Raw genomic sequence first — 22398 nt, 5'->3', positions numbered from 1 at the left:
CCTGTTAGCCTTGGCGAGCGGGGCGGCGTTCCTGAAGTGGTCGCACGATCAGCCAGTCGATGATCAGCATCACGATCAAAGACGCCCCAACGAGCGGAAACAGCACGCCGCCAATCACGAGAAGGGCGATCAGCCCACGAAATACGCGTTTATCGGTGGGCAAGGGCGGCACGCCCATGGCACCTGATGGGCGACGCTTCCACCACATCACGCCTGCGGCCACGCACATCACGATGATGGCGATGCATACCGCCAGCAGGAAGAGCTGATTGATAAGCCCAAACTCCTGCCCCAAGTGAACGTTAATCCCAAACTCCAGCCAGCGGCCTAGCGGGCCATAGTCGGCATAGCTCATATCGAGCAGCGGCTCACCGCTATATTGATCAAGGTGAATCACCCGCTGCTGGGTTAAGTGATCGGGATAAATCGAACCGGTATACACCCCGGCAGCCGTGTTGGGCAGATTGACGCTGTAGCCCTGCTGCAGGCCCAGCGCTTCTAACTGAGCCACGGCGTTGTTCAACCCAATGCGCGGGGCAGGCACGGCAGGCTGTATGGATTCAGGCACTCGCGCCTGCTCCAGCGACCAGCTGGTGCTGCCCTGGTCGCTTAAATAGGCGTTGGACATCGGCACGTCCACCCGAACGCCAGCCGGGTAGCCAAAGTTATTGCCGTTGGCCCACTCGTTCACCTGTGCGCCCCAAACGCCCGACCACGGCATGCCGGTAATGGCCAGAAACACGATAAACCCACCAATAAAAATACCCAGCACCGCGTGCAGGTCGCGCCAGAACACTCGGCTTTTGGGTTTGCCGCGCACGCTCACCACGCCGCCCCTACCGTTGCGCGGCCACCAGAGATAAATGCCGGTGGCGACCAATAAAATCGACCAGCCCGCGGCAATCTCAATCAGCTTGCGCGGGGTTTGCCCGAAGAACTTGAAGCTATGCAGGTAGCGAACGGTCCACATCACCGTGCCCCGGTCATCCAACGAACCAAGCACCTCAGCCGTATAGGGATTGACGTACACGGCCAGCCGTTCGCCGGTTAGTGAGTTAACGGTCACTTCCGCTGAGCTTCCCGGGGTGGCGGGCGAGGTGTATGTCACCGCCGTGCCGGGGTAATCCTGCAGTGCCGAGCTAACGAGTGAGGCGGCAGGCTGGGTGGTCTGCTGAACTTCCACGCGCTTGAGATCTGAATGAATCAGCGCATCCAGCTCGTCATCGAATAAATAGAGCGCCCCGGTCAGCGAGAGCGTGATTAAAAAAGGCAGGACTAATAGGCCTGCATAAAAATGCCAGCGCCAAACGGCGCGATACAGATCAAGCGACGCTTTGCGCGTTGTCTGTGTGGAACTCATTGTCGTCATGCACACGCTCCAAGCGCTTAAAGCACCGTGTTGCCCTCACGTAGCGGCGCTCACACGGCGTTCAAGACGCAATATTTATTTGCCAGCCAAGCCCGTTTTTAGCTGGCCAGTTAGGTAAACCCTTTGAGTTAAATGACCTTTAACGAGGGCGGAGCGCGAGGATAGGCGTGGGGGTAGGCTTGTACCGCAGCAGCGCGCTGGGCAAAGGCCGCTGGCAGCGGCGTACGTGTGATAAAGGCCACGCTGCCAATGGCGGGTAAATGGAGAGGGGCGGTAGGCGTTTTTTGCCATATACCGCAATAGTCACACGGGTGATACCAGTGATGCAGCGGGTCATCGTGATGAGCTGACGGACCCGCCGATGTTTCATGCGACGCGGCATCATGTCCGTGTGCATGTTCTGAAGAGTGGTCTAATGCCTGCCATTGAGACTGCAATTGAGAGAACAGCGGCCCAGCAAAGAGCAGGTAGATCGCCACGAACGCTAAATAGAGCGCTGTGCGATACCAAAAAGAGTTGGCTGAGCGGAAAGGTCGCATCTCAAACTACGCTTTGTGAGCTGCCTGAATGACGGCTAAGCAGTTTACAGCGTCATACCGATGCAAAGTACCCGATGCCTGCGATTAACGCTGTGGTGTATTGCCGCGAAAGAGGGTGCTGTATCCGCACTTATTTGGTGCGTTTGAAGGTATTTTTGCTCGTTTATGGTGCTTTTTGCCCTGATTGAACAGCATAAAGGGAGCCGCTTCAGGCTATAAAAGCGTTTTGGCGCTGCCTGAATCGCACTTTCACCATTTTGGCGCACTCCTTGCATTTGTAAGGTAATGATTTATCCACAAGGAAGCGACAGCGCCCCATGATGTTGAGCGAACTTGCCCCACCCGCTGCTGGTTCCGGCCACCGCTTTGACGCCGAGCGCCGCTGGGCCGCCTCGCTGGCCCTGCGTTTTGCCAACCGCGATGGCGTGACCCGGTTAGTGCAAGCGCGCCACCAAGGTCCGTTACGGGTACAGCGCCCCTTCTACCCAGAAGGCAGCCAGGAAGCGTGCCACGTTTACGTATTGCACCCGCCCGGCGGGCTCGTGAGCGGCGATGCGCTGACCATCCGTGCTCATATCGAGCGCGGAGCCCATGCGCTGCTCACCACACCCGCTGCCAATAAGCTCTACAAAGCCGACAGCCAAGGCGTGGCCTGGACACAGCACACCGAGCTGACGGTAGAAGAGGGCGGCGCCTTAGAGTGGCTGCCCCAGGAAACCATCGCGTTTAACGGCTCAAAGGGTACTCAGCGCACCCATATTGTGCTGCAGGGTAATGCCCGCTGCCTAGGCTGGGAAGTGATGGCGCTCGGACGCCCGGCCAGCGATCTGCCCTATGTCACGGGGCGCATCGAACAGCACTTTCGCTTAACCCTAGATGGCAAGCCGCTGTGGCTTGAACGCCAGCCGCTGGACCCCGCGCACCCACGCTTTGCGGGCCGCTGGGGGCAGGGCGGCGCCACGGTGCAGGCCACGCTCTGGGCGGTGGGTATTGACGATGCCGCTGCGGCTATTGAAGCACTGCGCGAAGCGCTGCCGGATAACCCCCGCTGGGCGGTAACCGTGCGCCACGGCGTACTGCTGATGCGCTATCTAGGCACATCCCGTAACGAAGCCTGGGCGCTGTGTGAACAGGCCTGGCACCTGCTTCGGCCGCGCTGGATCGAGCGCGAAGCGCATACGCCGCGCATTTGGCTAACTTAATTGGCAACACGCTGATAACGCTGGAGACACTCCATGGAACTGACCCCACGAGACAAAGACAAGCTGATGCTGTTTACCGCCGCCCAGCTTGCCGAGCGCCGCAAAGCGCGTGGTTTAAAACTGAACTACCCCGAAGCGGTAGCGCTGATCAGCTTTGAGATTATGGAAGGTGCGCGAGATGGCCGCAGCGTGGCGGATTTAATGAGCTACGGCCGCGAAATCCTCACCCGAGACGACGTGATGGAAGGCGTGGCGGAGATGGTCGATGAAGTGCAGGTGGAAGCCACCTTCCCCGACGGCACCAAGCTGGTCACCGTTCACACGCCGATCAACTAATCATCCACCGTTAGGAGAGCGCCATGATTCCAGGACAGTATCAGTTACAAGAGGGTGATATCGAGCTGTGCGCGGGTCGCGAGCGTATCACCGTGGAGGTGGCCAACACCGGCGACCGCCCCATTCAGCTTGGCTCCCACTACCACTTTGCCGAAGCCAACCCCGCGCTGGTGTTTGACCGCGATAAAACCTGGGGTTACCGCCTGGACGTCGCTGCCGGCACCGCCATCCGCTTCGAGCCCGGCCAAACCCGCGAAGTCACGCTGATTCCGTTTGTCGGCAAGCGGGAAATCTACGGCTTCCGTGGCGATGTGATGGGGCCGCTCGATTAGCCAACGGATTAATAAAGAACAACCGACGGTAGGGCGGGCATCGGCTGGGTGACTGTCTGCGCCATGGATGGCGCAGTCAAGCGTACAAGGATGTATTCACAGCGTGTCACACAGACGATGGCCGCCCAGCACTGGACTCAACGCTTGAGGCAGAGGCAAATATGAAACCGGTAAACAAGATCAGTCGGCAAGCCTACGCCGATATGTACGGCCCCACCGTAGGCGACCGCGTGCGCCTGGGCGACACCGAGCTGTGGATTCAAGTCGAAAAAGACGCCACCCACTACGGTGAAGAAGTAAAGTTCGGCGGCGGCAAAGTCATCCGCGATGGCATGGGCCAAAGTCAGCGCCAGGATGCCACGGTGATGGACACCGTGATCACCAACGCGCTGATTTTAGACTGGTGGGGCATCGTCAAAGCCGATGTGGGGCTGCAAAACGGCCGCATCGCCGCCATTGGTAAAGCAGGCAACCCCGATACCCAGCCCGATGTGGAAATCGTGATTGGCCCCGGCACCGAAGTGATTGCCGGTGAAGGCAAAATCCTCACCGCAGGTGGCATCGACGCCCACATCCACTTCATCTGCCCCCAGCAGGTGGAAGAAGCGCTGATGAGCGGTGTCACCACCATGCTCGGCGGCGGCACCGGCCCCGCCACTGGCTCCAACGCCACCACCTGCACCCCCGGCGAGTGGCACATTGGCAAAATGCTTCAAGCGGTGGACGACTTGCCAATGAACATCGGCCTGCTCGGCAAAGGCAACGCCAGCCTGCCGGAAGGGCTCGAAGCGCAGTTGGAAGCGGGCGCGATGGGTCTCAAGCTGCATGAAGACTGGGGCACCACCCCCGCCTCGATTGATACCTGCTTAAGCGTGGCGGAAAAGTACGATGTGCAGATCGCCATCCACACCGATACGCTCAACGAATCCGGCTTCGTGGAAGACACCCTAGCGGCGTTTAAAGAGCGTGGCATTCACACCTACCATACCGAAGGCGCAGGCGGCGGCCACGCCCCGGATATCCTCACCGCCTGCTCCAAAGAGTACGTGCTGCCGTCCTCCACCAACCCCACGCGGCCCTATACGGTGAACACCATCGACGAGCATCTCGACATGCTCATGGTCTGCCACCACCTGGACCCCAATATCCCCGAAGATGTCGCCTTTGCGGATTCACGCATTCGCCGCGAAACCATCGCCGCCGAGGATATTTTGCACGACCTAGGTGTGATCTCGATGATCGCCTCCGACTCCCAGGCCATGGGCCGCGTGGGTGAAGTGGTCTGCCGCACCTGGCAAACCGCCCACAAAATGAAAGTGCAGCGCGGCCTGTTGCCGGAAGATGAAGCGCTGGGGGCCGATAACCTGCGTGCTAAACGCTATATCGCCAAGTACACCATTAACCCCGCCATTACCCACGGCATTGCCCATGAAGTCGGCTCGATTGAAGTCGGCAAGCTGGCGGATTTGGTGCTGTGGAAGCCTGCTTTCTTTGGCGTCAAACCCGCGCTGATTCTGAAAGGCGGCATGATTGCCGGTGCGCCCATGGGCGACCCCAACGCCTCGATTCCCACGCCGCAGCCGGTGCACTACCGCCCCATGTTCGGCACCTTTGGCCGCGCCGCCAGCCAGACCCGGCTCAACTTTGTCAGCCAAGCGGCGATTGACGCAGGCATCAAAGAGCGCCTTGGCTTACAAAGCACGCTTTCCGCCTGTAAAAACGTGCGCGGCGTGCGTAAAAAAGATATGAAGCTCAACGATGCCTGCCCAGAACTCACCGTCGACCCGCAAACCTACGAAGTGCGCTGCGACGGCGAACTGCTCACCTGCGAACCCGCGACCGAGCTACCGCTGGCGCAGCGGTATCACTTGTTTTGAATGTAGGGTATACCCCACGTGACACGAGAGCCGGGAGCAGCCCGTAGAGAGGGTCTTTTGCCATGGATGGCAAAAGTAGCGTACAGGGACGTATTCACAGCGCCCTCTCGTAGGGCTGCTCCCGGCGAGCCTCAAAGGCTATACCAGGACGATATCGATGTTGAAACTGATTGAACGCCTCGGCCCCATAGATGAGGGCACCGCCAGCGACACGCTGACACTGCCCTTCGAGCTACGCATTCGCGGCCGTTTAAAAGCCGAGAGCGACAGTGGCCAGCCGCTGGGGCTGTTTCTGGATCGCGGCCCCGTACTGCGCGATGGTGAAGGCCTAAAAGCCGAAAACGGCGAGATCGTGCGCATTTGCGCCGCGATCGAACCCGTGGTGACCGCGCGAGTGAGTACTGGCTTACCCCTGGCACGGCTTGCTTACCACCTCGGCAACCGCCATGTGCAGCTCGCGCTGGGTGAAGATTCGAAAGGAGGCTGGGTACGCTTCCCACCCGACCATGTCCTCGAAGAGCTGGCCGAGCTGCTGGGTGCCACGCTTGAGCACCACAACGCCACCTTCGACCCCGAACCGGGAGCCTACAACCAAGTGGGCGGTGGGCATTCGCACGGCCATTCGCACGGTCATAGCCACACTCATTCCCACGACCACGACCACGACCACGACCACGCGCATGAGCACCACCATGCACACTGAACAGCCCTCAGACCTCGCCCTGCTAGGCCTGATGCAGCTCGTCAGCCCCGCGCTGCCCATTGGGGCCTTTGCCTTTTCCCAAGGGCTAGAGAGCGCCTTTGAACTAGGCTGGGTGAGTGATGAGCCAAGCCTCTCTCATTGGCTATCCGGCGTGCTGGAAGATGGCATAAGCTGCTGTGAACTGCCGCTGATCGAGCGGCTATATCGCGCTTTCGAGGAGCAGGATGGCGCTGCGGTGGCAGAGTGGGACGACTGGCTGGCCGCCACCCGTGAAACCGCGGAACTGGCCGCTGAAGACAGCCGCCTGGGCGCATCGCTGAAGCGGCTACTGGGCAGTCTCGACCTGTTACCCAAACATGAAGGGCTGCCCAGTGAAGACTCACTCACGCCCTTGCTACCGGTGCAGGCAGGCTATGTGACCCTATTTGCCTGGGCGGCTTACCAGCGCGGCATCCCTGTGCGTCAAGCGCAGCTCGGCTTTAGCTGGGCGTGGCTGGAAAACCAGCTGGCGGTGGCCTGTAAAGCGCTGCCGCTGGGCCACACTGCTGCCCAGCGCATTATCGAACAGTTACGTGGCGAGCTGGTGAATGCCGTCGAGAAGGCTCAGCGGCTAGACGATGACGAAATTGGCCCCGCGCTTCCCGGCGTCGCGCTGGCCAGCGCCCTACACGAAACCCAATATTCCCGCTTGTTTAGAAGCTAACGAGCGTTGTTATTTAGGAGAAAATCATGACTCACTGTTTACGCGTTGGCGTGGGTGGCCCGGTCGGTTCAGGTAAAACCGCCCTGCTCAAGCAGCTCTGTACCGCGCTGCGGGACCACTATGACATTGCTGTTGTCACCAACGATATCTATACCCGCGAAGACGCCGATTTCCTGCTCAAGCACGATGCGCTGCCAGCGGATCGCATCTTGGGTGTTGAAACCGGCGGCTGCCCGCACACAGCGATTCGTGAAGATGCCTCCATGAACCTAGCGGCAATTGACGAGCTACACGCCCGTCATCCGAAGCTTGAACTGGTGCTTGTAGAGTCCGGCGGTGACAACCTCTCGGCCACGTTTAGCCCCGAGCTTTCTGATCTGACGCTTTATGTGATCGACGTGTCGGCAGGCGACAAAATTCCCCGCAAAGGCGGCCCCGGCATCACCAAATCCGACCTGCTGATTATCAACAAAATCGACATTGCCGAGCAGGTTCACGCCTCACTGGAGGTGATGGAGCGCGACTCGAAAAAGATGCGCGGTGAGCGCCCGTTCGTGTTCACCAATCTCTACGATGGCGTGGGGCTTGAAGAGATCATCCGCTTCATTCTCGATAAAGGCATGCTGGACGAGCGTCGCCCGCAGGCGGCCACCGCATAGCCCCCAGCGGTTTTTGCGCATAAAAAAGCTGCCCAGCCCCGGTGAGTCCGGCGCTGGGCAGCGTTGTTTTGTGGTTGGCGTCGTGCCAAAACGGGCCGTCCCTGGCCACCACATCGCTACAGTGAACTGATAAGCGGCTGAAAACCTTAACGTATGTTATGAAAATCGCGTTCGTGCCTTAATTTGCTGCTTATAAAGAAGAAAATCGCGGAAGAGGGTTAAAGTTGAAGTACGTTAAGTCGATAATAAACACATAAAAATTCAATAATATAACCATGACTTAACCGGAAGATACACAATGGCAAGCCTCTCCGAGACGAAGCAACAACGTGGCCTCAGCCTTCAAACGAAGGTGCTGATGCTGATTCTGATTCCACTGTTATTGGTGACCCTGGTCTTAGTGGCCTACAAAGCCTACGACCGGATAGGAGATACCAACGATACGCTTGCCGAACAGCGTGAGATGCTGATCGAAGAGCGCCGCAACTCCGTACGCGATATCGTTCAGATGGCGACGACCGCCATCGCGCCTATTTATGATCGGGCGGGTGCCAATGACGCCGATGCCAAGGCGCAAGCAGCGGAAATGTTGCGGGCCATGCGCTTTGAGGGCAATAACTACATTTTCGTGTACGAGTATGACGGTACCAATATCGTCTTGCCGCACTCGCCTGATCGTCAGGGCACCAACCTCATCGATCTGCAGACGCCCGACGGCGACTATCTGATCCGCGACATGATTCAAATTGCCCAGGATGGCGGCGGCTTTTACGAGTATCCCTGGGAGTATCCCGGTACCGACGAGCCACAGCCCAAGCACTCCTATGTGGACCGCTTAGAGAAATGGGGCTGGATGCTGGGCGCTGGCGTTTACGTCACGGATGTCGATGAGGCGCTGGCGGAGCTGGAAGCGGCGGCCAATGCCGACCTGCGGGACGCGATCATGTTTGCGACCCTGCTTGCAGCGATCCTGTTCGTCGTGGTTGCGCTGGTGACGTTTGGCGTGGTGCGCCGTATCGTCGGCCCGATCAAGCGCACGGCCGATGCCATGGGCGACATTGCCCAAGGCCGTGGCGACCTGACCCGCCGTCTCTCGGTCGAGAGCAACGACGAAGTGGGCAACTTGGCTGTGCAGTTCAACGCCTTTGTCAGCCGCATGCAGGATACCCTGCGCGACGTACGCCGCAGCACGGTCAGCGTTTATCACTCCGCTGGTGAAATCTCGCGTAGCTCCGAGGAGCTGGCTACTCGCACCGAGCAGGCGGCGGCCAATCTGCAAGAGACATCGGCCTCCATGGAGGAGATTACCTCCACCGTGAACCACAGTGCCGACAATGCCCAGCAGGCCAACAAGCTGGTGCAGTCCACCGCCGAAGTGGCCCACCAGGGCGAAGAGGCCATGGGGCAGGTGGAAAGCACCATGCGCGATATCAACGATTCCGCCACCCGCATCAGTGAAATCATTACGATGATCGATGCGATTGCTTTCCAAACCAATATCCTGGCGCTGAATGCATCGGTCGAAGCCGCCCGCGCGGGCGAACATGGCCGTGGGTTTGCGGTCGTGGCGCAGGAAGTTCGCACGCTGGCGAGCCGTTCCAGCAACGCGTCGAAAGAGATCCGCGCGCTGATCGATGCGTCCGTGCAGCATACCCACACCGGCGCGGAGCTGGTACGCAATGCGGGCGCCACCATGCGTGAAATCGTGGAAAGCGTATCGAAGGTCACCGATGTGATCGGTGAAATCAGCGCCGGCGCCAAGGAGCAGAGCAGCGGTATTGGGCAGATCAACACCGCCGTGGCCGAAATGGACACCATGACGCAGCAGAACGCGGCCATGGTGCAAGAGTCCACCACCGCCGCAGCGGATATGCGCCGTCATGCCGAGCATCTGAACGAGCTGATCAACTCGTTTGTGCTTGGCGAGGATGGCCCGCAAACGTCATCGCGCTCATCGGCCAGCGCCGCACGGCAAGCCTTGCCTGCCAGCAGCGCCAAGCCCCAGCCAGAGCTCAAACGCCCGACGCTCTCCTCCAAACCAGCGCTTGCCAAAGGCAGCGAAGAGGACTGGGAAGAGTTTTAAGCGTTAAGCTGGCGTTTCCGCCACTCAGCGATCTTGTACGGAGGGCTTACCAATCGGTAAGCCCTTTTTTGAATGCTCACTAAGCAAGGAGCCGCTTTGATGCATATTGTCATCCCCGATGATTACCAGGACTGCGTGCGTGAACTCGATGCCTTCGCCAAGCTGGCGGGGCACCAGGTCACGATTTACACCGACACCGTGAGCGATGAAGACGAGTTGGTTGAACGCTTCAAAGACGCCGATGCGCTGGTGCTGATTCGTGAGCGCACGCCAATTACCGCGTTGTTGCTGGCGCGGCTGCCTAAGCTCAAGCTGATCAGCCAAACCGGTGGCGGCGCGGCGCATGTGGACATGGCCGCCTGCCGCGAGCACGGCGTGGTGGTACTGGCAGGCACTGGCTCGCCCTATGCGGCGGCCGAGCTGACCTGGGGGCTGGTGCTCTCTGCCATGCGGCGCATTCCTGAAGAGGTGGAAAACCTCAAGGCAGGCCGCTGGCAGCGCACCCTGGGCACCGGCCTGAAAGGGCGCACGCTGGGCGTATTTGGCTATGGAAAAATAGGCCAGTTAGTGGCCCGCTACGGCCAAGCGTTTGAAATGAACGTACTGGTATGGGGCCGCGAAGGCACCCGCCAGCGGGCCGCAGCGGCAGGGCTAGAGGTCGCGGTTTCGCAAGAGGAGTTTTTCGAGCGCAGTGACGTGCTGAGCCTGCACCTGCGCTTAAACCCGGAAACCCGCGGCATCGTCACAGCGGCGAATTTGGCCAGCATGAAGCCCACGGCCGTGCTGGTAAATACCAGCCGCGCGCCGTTAGTGGAGGCGGGCGCGTTAGAGGCTGCACTAAAAGCCGGGCGGCCCGGCATGGCCGCTGTGGACGTATTCGATGAAGAGCCAGTGATCGAGCATACACTGCTGGCGCTGCCCAACTTCTTGGCCACGCCGCACCTGGGCTACGTGGAGAAAGACAGCTACGAGCTCTACTTTGGCGATGCGTTCGATAACGTGCTGGCGTTTGATGCCGGCACGCCAGGGCGTAACTTGGCAGAGGAGAGCTAAGTCATGACGTCAAACAGTGATGCTTCAGCAGAGCGCTCTTTGCAGAGCAAGCGGGATGCGCTCAACCCCGATGGGTTAGCCACCCGCCGCGAAGTGTTAGGGGATGAGTACGTCGACGCCGCGCTGGCCCAAGCCGACGAGTTTGGCTGGCCAATGCAGGAGCTAGTGACGCAACAGTGCTGGAACGATATCTGGAACCGTCCTGGCCTAGAGCGGCACACTCGCAGCCTGATTAACATTGCCATGCTGGTGGCCTTGAACAGACCCCACGAACTCAAAGTACACGTACGTGGGGCGCTGAATAACGGCTGTAGCGAAGAGCAAATCCGCGAGGTGCTGCTGCAGTGCGTGCCCTATTGCGGCTTCCCTGCCGCGATAGATGGGCTACGCACGGCCCGCGAGGTGATTAACGCGGCGCGTCAGCCTGACCAGCCCAGCAGTATGGGCACGTAAACTACCAGTAGCAGCACGCCAATCAGCCCTAGTAGGTAAGGGATAATGGCGCGGGTAATCCGCTCAAGCGGCAGTTGGGTAACGGACGATGCCACGTACAAGTTGATGGCGACGGGTGGGGTAATCATGCCAATCGATAGCCCCACCACGATGATCAGCCCGAAGTGGATCGGGTCGATGCCCAGCTGCAGCACCAGCGGCAGCAGCACCGGGGTCAGAATGATCAAAGCGCTGGCCGTTTCGATAAACACCCCGGTCAGCAGGATCACCGCCACCACCAGCAGCATAATCACGTAGGGGTTGGTGGAGAGCGACAGTACCGCCTGGGCAATCGCGCCGGGCACCTGCCAGCTTGAGAGCGTCCAGCTCAGCACCGCCGACATAGCAATCACCAGCATAATCACCGCCGTGGTCATCGCCGAGCGAATCAGCAGCTTATACACCTGGGGCAGGGTTAGGTCCCGATACACAAACAGCGACACCAGCAGCGCGTAGTTCACCGCCACCACGGCGGCTTCCGACGGCGTGAAAATCCCCGAAAAGATCCCCCCCAGAATAATCACCGGCGTCATCAGCCCCCAGCTGGCCGCTTTTAACGTGCGCCAAATAGTGGCCAACGAGAGCGGCGTACCTTTCGGGTACTTGCGTTTATACGCCTGGGTAATTGCAATGGCCATGAGTGCTATACCCATCGCCAGCCCCGGCAAAAAGCCGTTCAAGAACAGCTGGGAGACCGATTGCTGGGCAATCACCGCGTAGATAATCATCGGCACCGACGGGGGAATCACCACGCCAATGGTGCCGCTGGCGGCAATCAGGCTGGCGGCTGAGGCGGGGTCGTAGCCTTTGCGCTTAAGCTCTGGCACTAAACTAGAACCCACCGCCGCCGTCGTGGCCGCACCAGAGCCGGAAATGGCCGCAAAGAACATGCCCGCCATTACCGAAACCACCGACAGCCCGCCGCGCATAAAGCCCACCAGGGAATCGGCAAAGCTCACCAGCCGCTCGCTGACTTTACCCTGAGCCATTAAATCCCCGGCCAGGATAAACATTGGAATAGCCACCAGAGCAAAGGAGTTAATGCCCTGGAACATCTGCTGGGTGACCACCATCAACGGCACGCCGGATTGGTACAGCGCGTAGAGCGAGCTGGCCCCAATCGCGAAGGCAATCGGCACGCCCAGCAGCATAAATAGGAAGAACAGCCCAAAGAGTACCAGCGTCATAGCGGCTCCTCCTGGTCGGCTGCCGTGGGTTCACCGTTCACCAGTACCTCGACCATATCCACCAGGGCGTACCATGCCATGATGCCCGCCGCGAGCGGCATCACCGCATACACATACGTCATCGAGAGCCGCAGCGAGGCGGATTTCTGGAAGCTCTGCACCTGCATATAGCGGTAGCCAATCACGATCAGCGTGATCATAAACGCCACCACAATCGCCAGCGCCGCGAGCCTGGCCAGCTTACGCAGCGGCAGTGGCAGGGCATCTACTGCAAAGGTGACGGCAATATGCCGCCCGCGCTGAAACGCCAGCGTACCCGCTAAAAAGGTGATCCACACCAGCAGAAACCGCGCGACCTCTTCGGTCCAGCCCACGGCGCTGAACAGCACCCGCGAAACGATCTGTAGCGTGATTACGCCAATTAAAGCCGCCATGCCCGCAAACACCACGGGCTGGATGATGGCATCCAGCCCGCGTTCAATGCGTTGCAGCAGCGTCAAAAGAGGCTGTGCAAACGACATCACTGTTGCAGCGCCTCCTGGATACGCGGCAGGTAATCACCGAACTGCTCGCCGTACTTCTCGTACACCGGCGCAACGGCGGCTTGGAAGGCTTCCATATTCGGGGTGTCGTTAATTTCCATGCCTGCTTCGCGCAGTGCTGCCAGCTGCTCGGCTTCCATATCCGCGTTCACCTGGCGCTCATGCTCGGCGGCTTCCTGGGCGGCTTCTTCCAATACCGCTTGGGCGGCTTCGGGGAGCTGGTTCCAGGCGGGCATACCCATCACAAAAATCGCCGGCGCATAGGTGTGGCGAGAGAGCGTCATATAGTTCTGGGTTTCATCCAGCTTGAACGAGTGAATCACGTTCACCGGGTTTTCCTGGCCGTCGATGGTGCCCTGCTGCATGGCGGTGAGCGCTTCGGTCCACGCCATCGGAATCGCGTTGGCACCCAGCTCGCGGAAGGTATCGGTGTACACCGGGTTTTCCATTACGCGAATACGTAGACCATCCAGATCTTCTGGGGAATTCACCGCCCGCTCGCTGTTGGTCAGGTTACGGAAACCGCGCTCAGCGTAAGCCAAGCCTTTCAGGTTCACGTCTGCCAGCTTATCCAGTAGCTCCTGGCCGATGGGGCCATCCAGCACGCTATAAGCGGCTTCCGGGGAGGGGAACAGGAACGGCAGTTCAAACACCGCCATCTCTTCCACAAAGTTGGCCACCGGCCCGTTGGTGATCACGCCCATATCTACGGTGCCAATCTGCATGCCTTCCAGCAGCGTGCGCTCATCGCCCAGCGAGGCGTTGGGGAAGATCTCGATATTCACTTTGCCATCAGTGCGCTCTTCCACCAGCTCTTCAAACTTGGTGGCAGCAATATGGAAGCCATCCTGCTCGTTGACCACGTGGGCCAAACGCAGCGTGACCGGGTCCATATCCGCAAAATCGTTGGCGTTCGCGGCGCTAACCAGCGCCAGTGAGATGCCCAGTGCCAGCGTACTACGTGCAAATGTTTTCATTTATTATGTTCCCAATCGAACCAAGGGTGGTTAAGAGGTGCAAAATTGCCCCCAGAGCATGCACCACCGCAGGGAAAACGGTCAATCACAAGGCGGCCTAAAACCGCCCCGCCGCTAGACACAGCCCGCCCACACGGGTACGATACGCACCCAAAGCGCCCGTAGCTCAGTTGGATAGAGTGTCGGCCTCCGAAGCCGAAGGTCGCAGGTTCAATTCCTGCCGGGCGCGCCAGAATTTCTTAAAAAGCCCGCGATGTTGATCGTGGGCTTTTTGGTTTTTGAGCGTTCGTCTTAGTTTTTGCAGCCGTTTTTCGCACAGGTAATGCGTTCTGACGTGGCTACCCAGTGAGTGGCATGTTCGCGGGTATCGAACCCACACCCTGTCTTGCCGCCTTTAGTGCCTTTATGTACTTCGTTTGTTGGAGTGTGTTTAACCGCCATTTTAACCCCCTTTCTTTTAGTTGTACGTTGAGTTCAGAAAGCGAGCGATAGTGAAACGCTTTCCAATATTCAAGGTAGTTAACACTAAAAAACGTGTCTAATATGGCTTCGTTGTTTGTGCTCTTGTCGGCTTGATATTGCAAGCTGTCGCAATAAATCTATTGTGATTGTTTATGGTACTTATACTTCCATCAGATCTGGATGTTGGTTGGTCATGTGATGGTAATGGGCTCATCCTGCTACAGTGTATCGTTCAATTTCTATTGCTGGAGGCGAGTCCCAAAAGCACAGGTGGTCTTGCTTGGCAGGCTTGCTAGGCATTTTTTCAGGCTTGGGTGAAGCATGCCTAAACCATAGAGGAATGGGGAGGATAGAAGTTGGAGGTAGTCACACTGATAGTGGCATATTGCTCTGAGCACTAGACCCTATACCTTCAAACGTAATGCTTTCTCACTTCGGCAGGATAGTGAATGACCATGGTCATTGGGTAAAAATATCCTGAAGCACGGCAATGCTTCCTATGGCTGGTGAGTTCATTTGGGAGAATATTTATTCATGCTTAGCCAACGAGCATTGGCTTATCTCAATGAGGTAGTGCGCCGGGGTTCTCTTCGGCGTGCGGCGGCGCATATTAATGTGGATGCGTCGGCCATTAGCCGCCAACTGAAGGGGCTGGAAGAGGAGCTGGGCGTTATGTTGTGCGAACGTCACGGTAGTGGCATGCGTGCGACAGAAGCAGGCAGGTTGCTAATTCAGCATTACCATACCCAGCGCCTATCAGAAGAAGCGGTACTTTCACAGCTCATGGCGATTCAGGAAATGGCCCGTGGCGAGGTTCGAATTGCCGTAGGGGAAGGCTTTATTGCCGATTTAATTGCAGCGCCCTTGGGGGCATTCATGTCGCGCTTTGCCGGCATAAATGTAGAAATCCGTATGGCGGGTGTGAACGAGGCGATGACGCTGGTCAAGGAAATGGAGGTAGATCTCGCATTGTTATATGCCCCTCCGGTTGACCCTCAAATTCATTGCCATGTGGAAACCCTTCAGCCGCTAGATCTTATTGTGCCCCCGGGGCATGAGCTAAGCGACTTGGTTCGACCAGCGGCTTTGAGCGATATCGAACAGTGGCCGTTGGCGTTAATGGATAACCCTTTTGGGATGCGTCAGATGGTCAACATGGTGGCTCACCAGGAGCGCCGCTACTTGGATGCACGTTTGCACACTAACTCCGTGGCCGTATTGAAGAATTTTGTGCGCTCGGGCATTGGTATCACGTTCATGCCCGAGCTAACCGTCGCTGATGAGATAAGCCGTGGGGAGATTGTGGCGTTGCCCATGGCCTACCCAGTAATGAGCGGAGCCAGGGCGCAGATTGTGAGTTTAGAAGGCCGCCAGCTCACGGTTGCCGCCACCACGTGCGTAGAGCATTTACGAACCGGTATGCGCTTTTTCTCTGCGGATGCGCCCCGGCTTTGTTAGCCGATTTGTCGCCGCCAGCGGTTTTCAATGGTGTCTAATTCAGCAGGGCCATAGCAGGCTGTGCTATGCCCTCCGTAGTGAGCCCAAAGCTGATCGCCAAAATCGAAGTGCCACCACTCGCTAGGTAGGTTGGTGAAGCCTTGTTGATGCATCGCATGGTAAAGCAAGCGGCGGTTGTCTCTCGCGTGTTGCTGGGCGGGCGTCAGTTCAATGAGTTGCTCAAAGTGGTCGGTATGTGAGGCAGGGATCGCTTCATCAAACAACGTACCCATATCGAGTGGTATACCGTCAGCATTGCATAGAGTGACATCTACTGCGCCGCCCGTGAGGTGAGGACTTGGCGCGCAGGGGTCACGGCTGGGCAGCGACACAAACTCACGTGTACGATTTAATAGCTCATCTTCGGTAGCGTTGGGGTGACGATGTTTAATCGCTTCATGCAGCGTATCGAACAAGTATTGCTGTACGCGCCACGGCCGCCAGCCATCTAGAACCAGTAGATTAATTCCTTCGGGCAAACTTCTTGCCGCCGCTAATAAGGCTAGATACACCCCTTCGCGCACAAAACACTCTGGGATTGCCCCTGGAATTCCTAGCCGCTGGTAGGCAGGAAACACCATGATGGGCGAAGGCGCTAAACTCATGGGCAGCAGGCGCTCATGACACTCTTGAATGGCGATGCGGCTAACGGTTGGCCACTCGGGCGAAGGCAAACTGGGCACAGGTGCTAAGACCGAGGTGACTGAGTTTATAGAAGCAGTGGGCATCATCATTATCCAAGAATTCGGGGTAGTACGAGTGTTAGGGACGGGAAGAAAATCAGTAGCAGTAATACCGCAATAGCAGTGAGTACAAAGGGCCAGATGGTCTTAAAGAGCGAGACTATTTCTATACGGCTCACCGCTGCTGCTACAAACACGCAGGCACCCATAGGTGGTGTAATGAGTGCGATGGTGATGTTGAGCGTAATAATCACCCCCAGGTGAACGGGATCGATGCCTGCCATCATGGCAACCGGTGCAAAAATTGGGGTAAGTAGCATTAGCGCCGAGACTTCTTCCATAAACATGCCGGTCACGAAGGTAATGGCGCTGAGCAGCAAGAGGATGATGATCGGGCTTTCGGCATAAGGGGCTAGCAGAGAGACAAACTGCTGCGGCACCTGTGCGTAGGAGAGTAGCCAGCTAATGGTGGCCGAGGCCGCCATAATTAGAAAAATGGCAGAAGTAAGGCGAGCGGTGTCTTTGATGGCTTGCCAGCATTGGGTGAACTTTAAGCCGCCTAGCATAACGCCGCACATGGCTACATAAAGAGCCGTAAGTGCGCCGGACTCGGTAGGTGTGACCACGCCCAGCACAATGCCTGCCACAATAATCACCGGGGCAATTAAGGCGGGTAGTGCTACTACAGTGGCGATGCCCAGGGCTTTTGCGCTAGGCAACTGGCCGCTTTTGGGCATGCGCTTTTTCCAGGCGTACCAGGCATTCATTCCCATAAACGCCACACCTAGCAGTAGGCCAGGAATCACCCCCGCTAGAAAAAGGTCGCCCACCGAGGTGTTGGTAAGCGAGGCGTATAGAATCATAAATATGCTAGGGGGGATAATGGGGCCGATCAGTGAGCTGCCAGCCGTGAGCCCAGCGGCAAAGGCGCGCGAATATCCCTCTTTTTCCATGGCGGGCACCAATAGAGAACCAAGGGCGGAGGTATCTGCCACAGCGGAACCATTAACCCCGGCAAAAAAAACGCTCGATACTACGTTGACGTGGCCCATTCCGCCGCGCATGTGTCCCACGAGTAAGCGTGCGAGCCCCATGAGGCGCTCGGTTAGGCCACTCACATTCATCAAATTACCAGCGAGGATAAACAGCGGAATCGCCATGAGCGAGAAGGCATTGATGCCGCCAAAAAATTGCTGCGGCATCATGCGTGGGATCATGGCCGGGTCGACAAACATAAAGCCGACCAGTGAGGTGGTTAATAAAGCGATAAATAGCGGTAGACCGAAGAGTACATGAATAAGAAACACACCAAGCATTGTCATAATCATTGGGAGTGCTCCTCGGGATGAGTCTCTTCAACGCCTTGCTCGGTTAGCGTTGGCAATGGTGCTGGGCCATACCAGAACACGTGCCATGCCAGCAAGGTAAACCCTATGGGCATCGACATGACTGGTATTGTGCGACTAACCCCTAGGCCAGACGTCGTGAACATGCCTACTGACTGTGCATAGTGGTAGCTCACCCAGGCACCTCCTAAAGCGATACCAAGTGTGAGTAGCCATTGATACAGGTTGAGTAGGCGCGCAAGAGGTCTCGGGAGTAGGCGTTCTATCAATGCCACACGCATATGACTGCCCTCTATCCACACCGCCCCTGCGGCAATCATCACAGTGCCAATGATGAGGAAACGTGAGAGTTCATCGGTCCATATCGGTGCGCCGCCCACGAAATAGCGCATAAAAACGCCATAGAGAATGGCTCCCAAGTTTGTGAGCAAAAGAGCGGCAGCCACCGTAAGGGAAAGCGAGCGAGTGATCGCCAGCATGCGAGTTTGAAGCGCGTGCATTAGAGTCTTATCCGCTAGGTAAGGAAGGTGATGACAGAGCCGGGCGTATCCGGCCCTGTCTAACGCAATGAATGATGAACAGGCTTAGTTCAGCAGGTCACTCATGCCTGCATCTTCCAGCGCCATATCAATCCAGCGCTGATCGATCTCGCGCTCCTTTAGCCACTCTAAGTAGGCGGGCTGACCAATATCTCGAAAGGCGGTTAGGTCTTCTTCAGAAGGGCGAATCACTTCCATGCCTTGCTCTTCTAGGTAAGCAATACGTTCTTCCACCTGAGATTCGTTATGCTCTCGCGCTTGTTTGTTCGCCTCTGTCACCGCTTCAATAAAGGCGTTACGGGTCTCTGCCTCCCAGCTTTCCATCATTTGGCTGTTGCCAACCAAAAATTGATTGGAGTACTGGATATTGGCCAGCGTCAAATAGTCCTGCACTTCATAGAGGCTACCCAGAATGATATACATGGGCGGGTTCATTTGGCCATCAGCAACCCCAGTACGCAGGGCCATATATACTTCTGTCCAGGGGATAGGCGTACCAGATGCGCCAAAGGATTCGTAAAGCGCTACCTGACTTGGGTCCATGGCACGAAAGCGTAAGCCTTCAAAATCATCCGGGTGTGAGATGGGTTTTTCATCATTGGTGAATGCAAGGAAGCCACCTTCTTCTACCACTGCCAGCATTTCAATACCGGCGCGCTCCTTAACAACGTTCTCCACTTCTTCCCAGTAGCTACCCTCATCAAAAAACGTACGAGCAGCTTCAAAGTCATCAAACAAGAACGGGATAGCGCTGACGAAGATTTCATCGGCAATAGGCGATACGCCTGCAAACGAGGCAATGTTCAACATGGGCGAACTCATGGTTTGTTCCATGCGCTCTTGCTCTTCCCCAAGGGTGCTATTCGGGAATAAACGCAGTTGAATATCACCATCGGTTTTTTCTTCGACCAGCGTTTTTAGGTTTTCTGCAAACACATGTACAGCATTTTTATCGGGATCGGGGGCGCCGTTATAGCCTAGGTTGATGGTCGTTTGCGCCATGGCTTGGCTTGCCATTAACGCGCTACCAGCAAGGCATGCAGCAGCAAGTGTTTTCATTGAAACGCGAGAGAAGTTAAGTGTCATTATGATCTCCTTTGGCCTCTTAAACGCCAACTAAGGCGCTATTCATTGAGTTACTTTTTTTGTGATATGGCTCGATAGCCAACTGGCGTTGCATCACTCGGTTTTTTTAGTTTTTATCTTTTAGCGTCAATGCAGCCTAGAGGTTGCTGTGTTGACTATGCAATACTGAATGTGTTGTTTTTATTGCAACAACCATGAGGCTCACTCCGTTATCAAAAGATGATGTGTCTAAGGCATTTCCAGCGCAGGTAAAAGAGCTTTCCTCAATGACCCTACTCGATAAACGCGCTTTCTACTTATTAGAAGTCAGCAGTTGCGGCGGTATTCGCGCGGCGGCGGAGCATTTGCATACCAACCCGTCGGTGGTTAGCCGTCAGATCCGCTCATTGGAGCAGGCGCTGGGCATGGCGTTGCTGGAGCGTCAGGGGCGGCATGTCATGCTCACTGAGGCGGGTCAGCTGGTGGTGGATGGCTTTTTGGCCCAGCGGCGGCTGAACTCTGAGCTGGGTGATACGCTGTCGCGGCTGCGTAACTTGCAGGCTGGGAAGGTGGTGGTGTCGGTGGGCGATGGCTTTGTGGATAGCTTTATCAACCATGTGATGAAGCGGGTCTCTGAGCACTACCCAGATGTGCTTATCGAGATCAAAACCGGCATTTACTACCCCCGTGAACCCCATGAGATGGTGGCCAGCGACGAGGTGGATATTGCCATTACCTATGGGCCGATCTCCGACCCGCGCTTGGTGGTCCACTCTTTTGAGCGGGGGCCGCTGTGTGCGCTCGTGGCGCCTTCCCATGCGTTGGCAAGGCATGAGCGCGTGAGCGTGGCGGAACTGCTGCAGCATAAGCTAATTTTTCTGCCCGATGTGTCTGGCTCTCAGCAGTTTGTAAACGCGCTATTTGGCGCGGCGGGGCAGCCTGCCACACCGGCGTATCGCTGTAATTTGCACTCTGTTTCGCGGCGCATGTCGAGCGCAGGGATTGGGGTTTCGTTCATGACGGCGGCCGCTGCACGCAGCGAGATTGAGGCGGGGCTGCTGAAAGCGATCCCGATTGATCACCCCATGGCGGCCAGCAGCCAGGGCAACTTGGTGAAGCGTGTCGGCAGAAGGCTCTCGCCCGCTGCCGACTATTTATGGAAGTTGATGATGACGATGCAGTAGCGCTAGTTCGCCATCATGTAAACACCCGGGCCAATGGGCCAACCCATCATCAGCCAGAACATCAAAAACGCTGACCACGCCAGCAAGAAGCCCATGGCAAGGGGCAGCATGGTGGCGATCAGCGTGCCCAGACCCATGTCCGGTTTGTAGCGCTGCATATACACCAGTGCTACCGAGAAGTAGGGGCTCATGGGCGAGATGATGTTGGTACTGGAATCTCCAATGCGGAACATCGCCAGCACGAAGGCAGGGTCGAAATCGATCATCATCAGCATGGGAACAAACACAGGAGCCATCAGCGCCCACTGAGCCGAGCCGCTAGTCATAAAGACGTTCAGCACCGCACTCATAGCGATAAACGCCCCGACGAGGGGGAGCCCGGTAAAGCCGGTGCTTTGCAGCACGTTTGAACCTTCAATGGCGATAAACTGGCCAAGCTCCGACCAGCGGAAGTAGGCAATAAACTGCGAGATCGCGAAGAACAGCACCAGGGTGGGGGCGAGGTCGCTGGCCGATTCCGCCATGCGCTGGGGCACATCGCGGCTGCTGGTAATCTTGCCGGTGGTGATGCCGTACACCAACCCAATGGTGACGAAGTAGATAAACATCAGCGGCACGAGCGAGCGCAGAAACGGCGAAGGAATCAAACCGCCATCTTCGTTGCGTAGTGGCGAAGCTTCGGGCACCACCACCAGCAGTACCAAGACGATATAGGCTAGCGTTGCCAACCCTACACGCTTAAGGCCGCGCTTTTCGGCTTCCGTCAGCGTTGGCGTGACCACCTCGGTTTTGAAATCTTTACCCATGGGGAGCGTGCGCTGTAGCCGAGGTTCTACCACTTTATCGACCAGCAGGGTGCCGACGGCGGCCAGTACAAAGACTGAGCAGGCCACAAAGTAGTAGTTATCTACGGGCGAGATGTAAGCGTCGGGGTCTACCAGGCGTGCGGCATCGGTCGTGATACCTGCAAACAGCGCATCGCCCACGGTAATGAATAGGCTGGCATCAAACCCAGCCCCGGCAGCTGCGTAAGCGGCGGCAGCCCCCGCCACCGGGTGCCTGCCCACCGAGTAGTACACCATGGCGGCCAACGGAATCAGGATGAGGTAGTTGGCATCGGAGGCGATACTGCCGCAAATACCGGCCATAAATACGCAGAACGTTAGCAGCGAGGGCGGCGCTTTGGCGACGCTCACCTGCATCAGCGTCGACATCAGGCCCACTTTATCGGCTAGCCCAATGCCGAACATCACCACCAGAATCAGCCCCAGCGGTGGGAAGTTGACGAAGTTACTGACCACGCTGGTCAGCATGAACTCGACACCATCCGCGGAGAGCAGGCTGCGAACGGTCACTTCTGCCTCGGTTTGTGGGTTGATCGCCGAGACGCCTAGCGTGGCTAAAATAGCGGAAATGACCACCACCAGGGCGGCCAAAATAGCGAATAGGATAAACGGATGAGGCAGCTTATTGCCTACCCGCTCGATGGAAGCGAGGACACCTTGCATGACAGTTTCCTTATAAAAAGCCTTGTTATTCAAAGTTGTTATGCCACTTAACGTGGCGGC

General features: G+C 57.3%; 22 protein-coding genes and 1 tRNA gene. 13 read left to right on the top strand and 10 right to left on the bottom strand.

The window, feature by feature from the left end; genetic code table 11:
- Positions 1-4: 4 nt before the first annotated feature.
- Positions 5-1369 carry a PepSY-associated TM helix domain-containing protein gene (locus QIT27_RS10215; protein WP_285263729.1) on the bottom strand — a complete coding sequence of 455 codons (1365 nt, stop codon included), beginning with the start codon at positions 1367-1369 and terminating at the stop codon, positions 5-7.
- A 128-nt stretch (positions 1370-1497) separates the two neighbouring features.
- Positions 1498-1908 (bottom strand): DUF2946 family protein, encoded by a 411-nt coding sequence (locus QIT27_RS10210; RefSeq protein WP_285263728.1) that lies wholly within the window; start codon positions 1906-1908, stop codon positions 1498-1500.
- A 317-nt stretch (positions 1909-2225) separates the two neighbouring features.
- Between QIT27_RS10210 and QIT27_RS10205 the strand changes: the two genes are divergently transcribed.
- The 10 genes from QIT27_RS10205 (at position 2226) to QIT27_RS10160 (ending at position 11309) form a co-directional block, all read left to right on the top strand.
- Positions 2226-3110, top strand: a complete 885-nt coding sequence (locus tag QIT27_RS10205; RefSeq protein ID WP_285263727.1) for an urease accessory protein UreD — start codon at positions 2226-2228, stop codon at positions 3108-3110.
- A 33-nt stretch (positions 3111-3143) separates the two neighbouring features.
- Entirely contained in the window at positions 3144-3446 is a 303-nt protein-coding gene (gene ureA / locus QIT27_RS10200) for an urease subunit gamma (protein ID WP_016915359.1), read from the top strand.
- A gap of 23 nt (positions 3447-3469) precedes the next feature.
- On the top strand, positions 3470-3778 hold the full coding sequence (locus tag QIT27_RS10195) for an urease subunit beta (RefSeq protein WP_285263726.1): 309 nt from the start codon (positions 3470-3472) through the stop codon (positions 3776-3778).
- A gap of 161 nt (positions 3779-3939) precedes the next feature.
- Positions 3940-5655, top strand: a complete 1716-nt coding sequence (gene ureC, locus QIT27_RS10190) for an urease subunit alpha (protein WP_058579803.1) — start codon at positions 3940-3942, stop codon at positions 5653-5655.
- A 157-nt stretch (positions 5656-5812) separates the two neighbouring features.
- The gene (ureE, locus tag QIT27_RS10185; RefSeq protein WP_285263725.1) at positions 5813-6358 is read left to right on the top strand and encodes an urease accessory protein UreE; all 546 of its coding nucleotides are present in this window, start codon (positions 5813-5815) and stop codon (positions 6356-6358) included.
- Positions 6348-7061 carry an urease accessory protein UreF gene (locus tag QIT27_RS10180; RefSeq protein WP_285263724.1) on the top strand — a complete coding sequence of 238 codons (714 nt, stop codon included), beginning with the start codon at positions 6348-6350 and terminating at the stop codon, positions 7059-7061. The genes ureE and QIT27_RS10180 overlap by 11 nt, the downstream gene beginning before the upstream one ends.
- Positions 7062-7087: 26 nt before the next feature.
- Positions 7088-7720 carry an urease accessory protein UreG gene (ureG, locus tag QIT27_RS10175; protein ID WP_159343460.1) on the top strand — a complete coding sequence of 211 codons (633 nt, stop codon included), beginning with the start codon at positions 7088-7090 and terminating at the stop codon, positions 7718-7720.
- A 298-nt stretch (positions 7721-8018) separates the two neighbouring features.
- Entirely contained in the window at positions 8019-9803 is a 1785-nt protein-coding gene (locus QIT27_RS10170; protein ID WP_285263723.1) for a methyl-accepting chemotaxis protein, read from the top strand.
- Between the two features lie 99 nt (positions 9804-9902).
- Positions 9903-10856 carry a D-2-hydroxyacid dehydrogenase family protein gene (locus QIT27_RS10165; protein ID WP_285263722.1) on the top strand — a complete coding sequence of 318 codons (954 nt, stop codon included), beginning with the start codon at positions 9903-9905 and terminating at the stop codon, positions 10854-10856.
- Between the two features lie 3 nt (positions 10857-10859).
- Positions 10860-11309, top strand: a complete 450-nt coding sequence (locus QIT27_RS10160; protein WP_285263721.1) for a carboxymuconolactone decarboxylase family protein — start codon at positions 10860-10862, stop codon at positions 11307-11309.
- On the opposite strand, the gene QIT27_RS10155 is transcribed toward QIT27_RS10160, so the two are convergent.
- The 3 genes from QIT27_RS10155 to QIT27_RS10145 are packed head-to-tail and all read right to left on the bottom strand — an operon-like array spanning position 11276 to position 14054.
- Positions 11276-12535, bottom strand: coding sequence for a TRAP transporter large permease (locus QIT27_RS10155; RefSeq protein WP_285263720.1), 1260 nt, complete (start codon positions 12533-12535; stop codon positions 11276-11278). The two genes, QIT27_RS10160 and QIT27_RS10155, sit on opposite strands and share 34 nt — an antisense overlap.
- Complete coding sequence (locus QIT27_RS10150) at positions 12532-13056, bottom strand: TRAP transporter small permease (RefSeq protein ID WP_230834376.1); 525 nt, start codon at positions 13054-13056, stop codon at positions 12532-12534. The genes QIT27_RS10155 and QIT27_RS10150 overlap by 4 nt, the downstream gene beginning before the upstream one ends.
- Entirely contained in the window at positions 13056-14054 is a 999-nt protein-coding gene (locus tag QIT27_RS10145; protein ID WP_285263719.1) for a TRAP transporter substrate-binding protein, read from the bottom strand. The genes QIT27_RS10150 and QIT27_RS10145 overlap by 1 nt, the downstream gene beginning before the upstream one ends.
- Positions 14055-14209: 155 nt before the next feature.
- On the opposite strand from QIT27_RS10145, the gene QIT27_RS10140 reads away from it, so the two are divergent.
- A tRNA-Arg gene (locus QIT27_RS10140) sits at positions 14210-14286 on the top strand.
- 764 nt (positions 14287-15050) lie between these two features.
- Positions 15051-15974 (top strand): LysR family transcriptional regulator, encoded by a 924-nt coding sequence (locus QIT27_RS10135; protein ID WP_285263718.1) that lies wholly within the window; start codon positions 15051-15053, stop codon positions 15972-15974.
- Here the strand turns inward: QIT27_RS10135 and QIT27_RS10130 are convergent.
- The 4 genes from QIT27_RS10130 to dctP all read right to left on the bottom strand — a co-directional run bounded on the left by QIT27_RS10130 (position 15971) and on the right by dctP (position 19667).
- Positions 15971-16696 carry a M15 family metallopeptidase gene (locus tag QIT27_RS10130; RefSeq protein ID WP_285263717.1) on the bottom strand — a complete coding sequence of 242 codons (726 nt, stop codon included), beginning with the start codon at positions 16694-16696 and terminating at the stop codon, positions 15971-15973. The two genes, QIT27_RS10135 and QIT27_RS10130, sit on opposite strands and share 4 nt — an antisense overlap.
- A 50-nt stretch (positions 16697-16746) precedes the next feature.
- Positions 16747-18024: a TRAP transporter large permease gene (locus tag QIT27_RS10125; protein WP_285263716.1), complete on the bottom strand. Its 1278-nt coding sequence runs from the start codon at positions 18022-18024 to the stop codon at positions 16747-16749.
- Entirely contained in the window at positions 18021-18542 is a 522-nt protein-coding gene (locus tag QIT27_RS10120) for a TRAP transporter small permease (protein WP_285263715.1), read from the bottom strand. The genes QIT27_RS10125 and QIT27_RS10120 overlap by 4 nt, the downstream gene beginning before the upstream one ends.
- 84 nt (positions 18543-18626) lie before the next feature.
- Complete coding sequence (gene dctP / locus QIT27_RS10115; RefSeq protein WP_285263714.1) at positions 18627-19667, bottom strand: TRAP transporter substrate-binding protein DctP; 1041 nt, start codon at positions 19665-19667, stop codon at positions 18627-18629.
- Positions 19668-19933: 266 nt separating this feature from the next.
- Here dctP and QIT27_RS10110 point away from each other — a divergent pair, with 266 nt between their 5' ends.
- On the top strand, positions 19934-20830 hold the full coding sequence (locus tag QIT27_RS10110; RefSeq protein WP_285263713.1) for a LysR family transcriptional regulator: 897 nt from the start codon (positions 19934-19936) through the stop codon (positions 20828-20830).
- A gap of 2 nt (positions 20831-20832) precedes the next feature.
- On the opposite strand, the gene QIT27_RS10105 is transcribed toward QIT27_RS10110, so the two are convergent.
- Positions 20833-22338 carry an AbgT family transporter gene (locus QIT27_RS10105; protein WP_285263712.1) on the bottom strand — a complete coding sequence of 502 codons (1506 nt, stop codon included), beginning with the start codon at positions 22336-22338 and terminating at the stop codon, positions 20833-20835.
- Between the last annotated feature and the right edge of the window lie 60 nt (positions 22339-22398).

It is taken from the genome of Halomonas sp. LC1, from assembly GCF_030247125.1.
Classification (GTDB): Bacteria; Pseudomonadota; Gammaproteobacteria; order Pseudomonadales; family Halomonadaceae; genus Vreelandella.
Note: the sequence above shows the minus strand (reverse complement) of the source record. Positions and strands in the feature narration are given on the sequence as shown.

Coding starts and splice junctions, on each gene's coding strand:
- QIT27_RS10180 (WP_285263724.1), top strand. CDS start 6,348: ATGCACACTGAACAGCCCTCAGACCTCGCCCTGCTAGGCCTGATGCAG.
- QIT27_RS10205 (WP_285263727.1), top strand. CDS start 2,226: ATGATGTTGAGCGAACTTGCCCCACCCGCTGCTGGTTCCGGCCACCGC.
- QIT27_RS10145 (WP_285263719.1), bottom strand. CDS start 14,054: ATGAAAACATTTGCACGTAGTACGCTGGCACTGGGCATCTCACTGGCG.
- dctP (WP_285263714.1), bottom strand. CDS start 19,667: ATGACACTTAACTTCTCTCGCGTTTCAATGAAAACACTTGCTGCTGCA.
- QIT27_RS10165 (WP_285263722.1), top strand. CDS start 9,903: ATGCATATTGTCATCCCCGATGATTACCAGGACTGCGTGCGTGAACTC.
- QIT27_RS10150 (WP_230834376.1), bottom strand. CDS start 13,056: ATGTCGTTTGCACAGCCTCTTTTGACGCTGCTGCAACGCATTGAACGC.
- QIT27_RS10125 (WP_285263716.1), bottom strand. CDS start 18,024: ATGATTATGACAATGCTTGGTGTGTTTCTTATTCATGTACTCTTCGGT.
- QIT27_RS10210 (WP_285263728.1), bottom strand. CDS start 1,908: ATGCGACCTTTCCGCTCAGCCAACTCTTTTTGGTATCGCACAGCGCTC.
- QIT27_RS10155 (WP_285263720.1), bottom strand. CDS start 12,535: ATGACGCTGGTACTCTTTGGGCTGTTCTTCCTATTTATGCTGCTGGGC.
- QIT27_RS10170 (WP_285263723.1), top strand. CDS start 8,019: ATGGCAAGCCTCTCCGAGACGAAGCAACAACGTGGCCTCAGCCTTCAA.
- QIT27_RS10120 (WP_285263715.1), bottom strand. CDS start 18,542: ATGCACGCGCTTCAAACTCGCATGCTGGCGATCACTCGCTCGCTTTCC.
- QIT27_RS10215 (WP_285263729.1), bottom strand. CDS start 1,369: ATGACGACAATGAGTTCCACACAGACAACGCGCAAAGCGTCGCTTGAT.
- QIT27_RS10110 (WP_285263713.1), top strand. CDS start 19,934: ATGACCCTACTCGATAAACGCGCTTTCTACTTATTAGAAGTCAGCAGT.
- ureC (WP_058579803.1), top strand. CDS start 3,940: ATGAAACCGGTAAACAAGATCAGTCGGCAAGCCTACGCCGATATGTAC.
- QIT27_RS10135 (WP_285263718.1), top strand. CDS start 15,051: ATGCTTAGCCAACGAGCATTGGCTTATCTCAATGAGGTAGTGCGCCGG.
- ureE (WP_285263725.1), top strand. CDS start 5,813: ATGTTGAAACTGATTGAACGCCTCGGCCCCATAGATGAGGGCACCGCC.
- ureA (WP_016915359.1), top strand. CDS start 3,144: ATGGAACTGACCCCACGAGACAAAGACAAGCTGATGCTGTTTACCGCC.
- ureG (WP_159343460.1), top strand. CDS start 7,088: ATGACTCACTGTTTACGCGTTGGCGTGGGTGGCCCGGTCGGTTCAGGT.
- QIT27_RS10160 (WP_285263721.1), top strand. CDS start 10,860: ATGACGTCAAACAGTGATGCTTCAGCAGAGCGCTCTTTGCAGAGCAAG.
- QIT27_RS10195 (WP_285263726.1), top strand. CDS start 3,470: ATGATTCCAGGACAGTATCAGTTACAAGAGGGTGATATCGAGCTGTGC.
- QIT27_RS10105 (WP_285263712.1), bottom strand. CDS start 22,338: ATGCAAGGTGTCCTCGCTTCCATCGAGCGGGTAGGCAATAAGCTGCCT.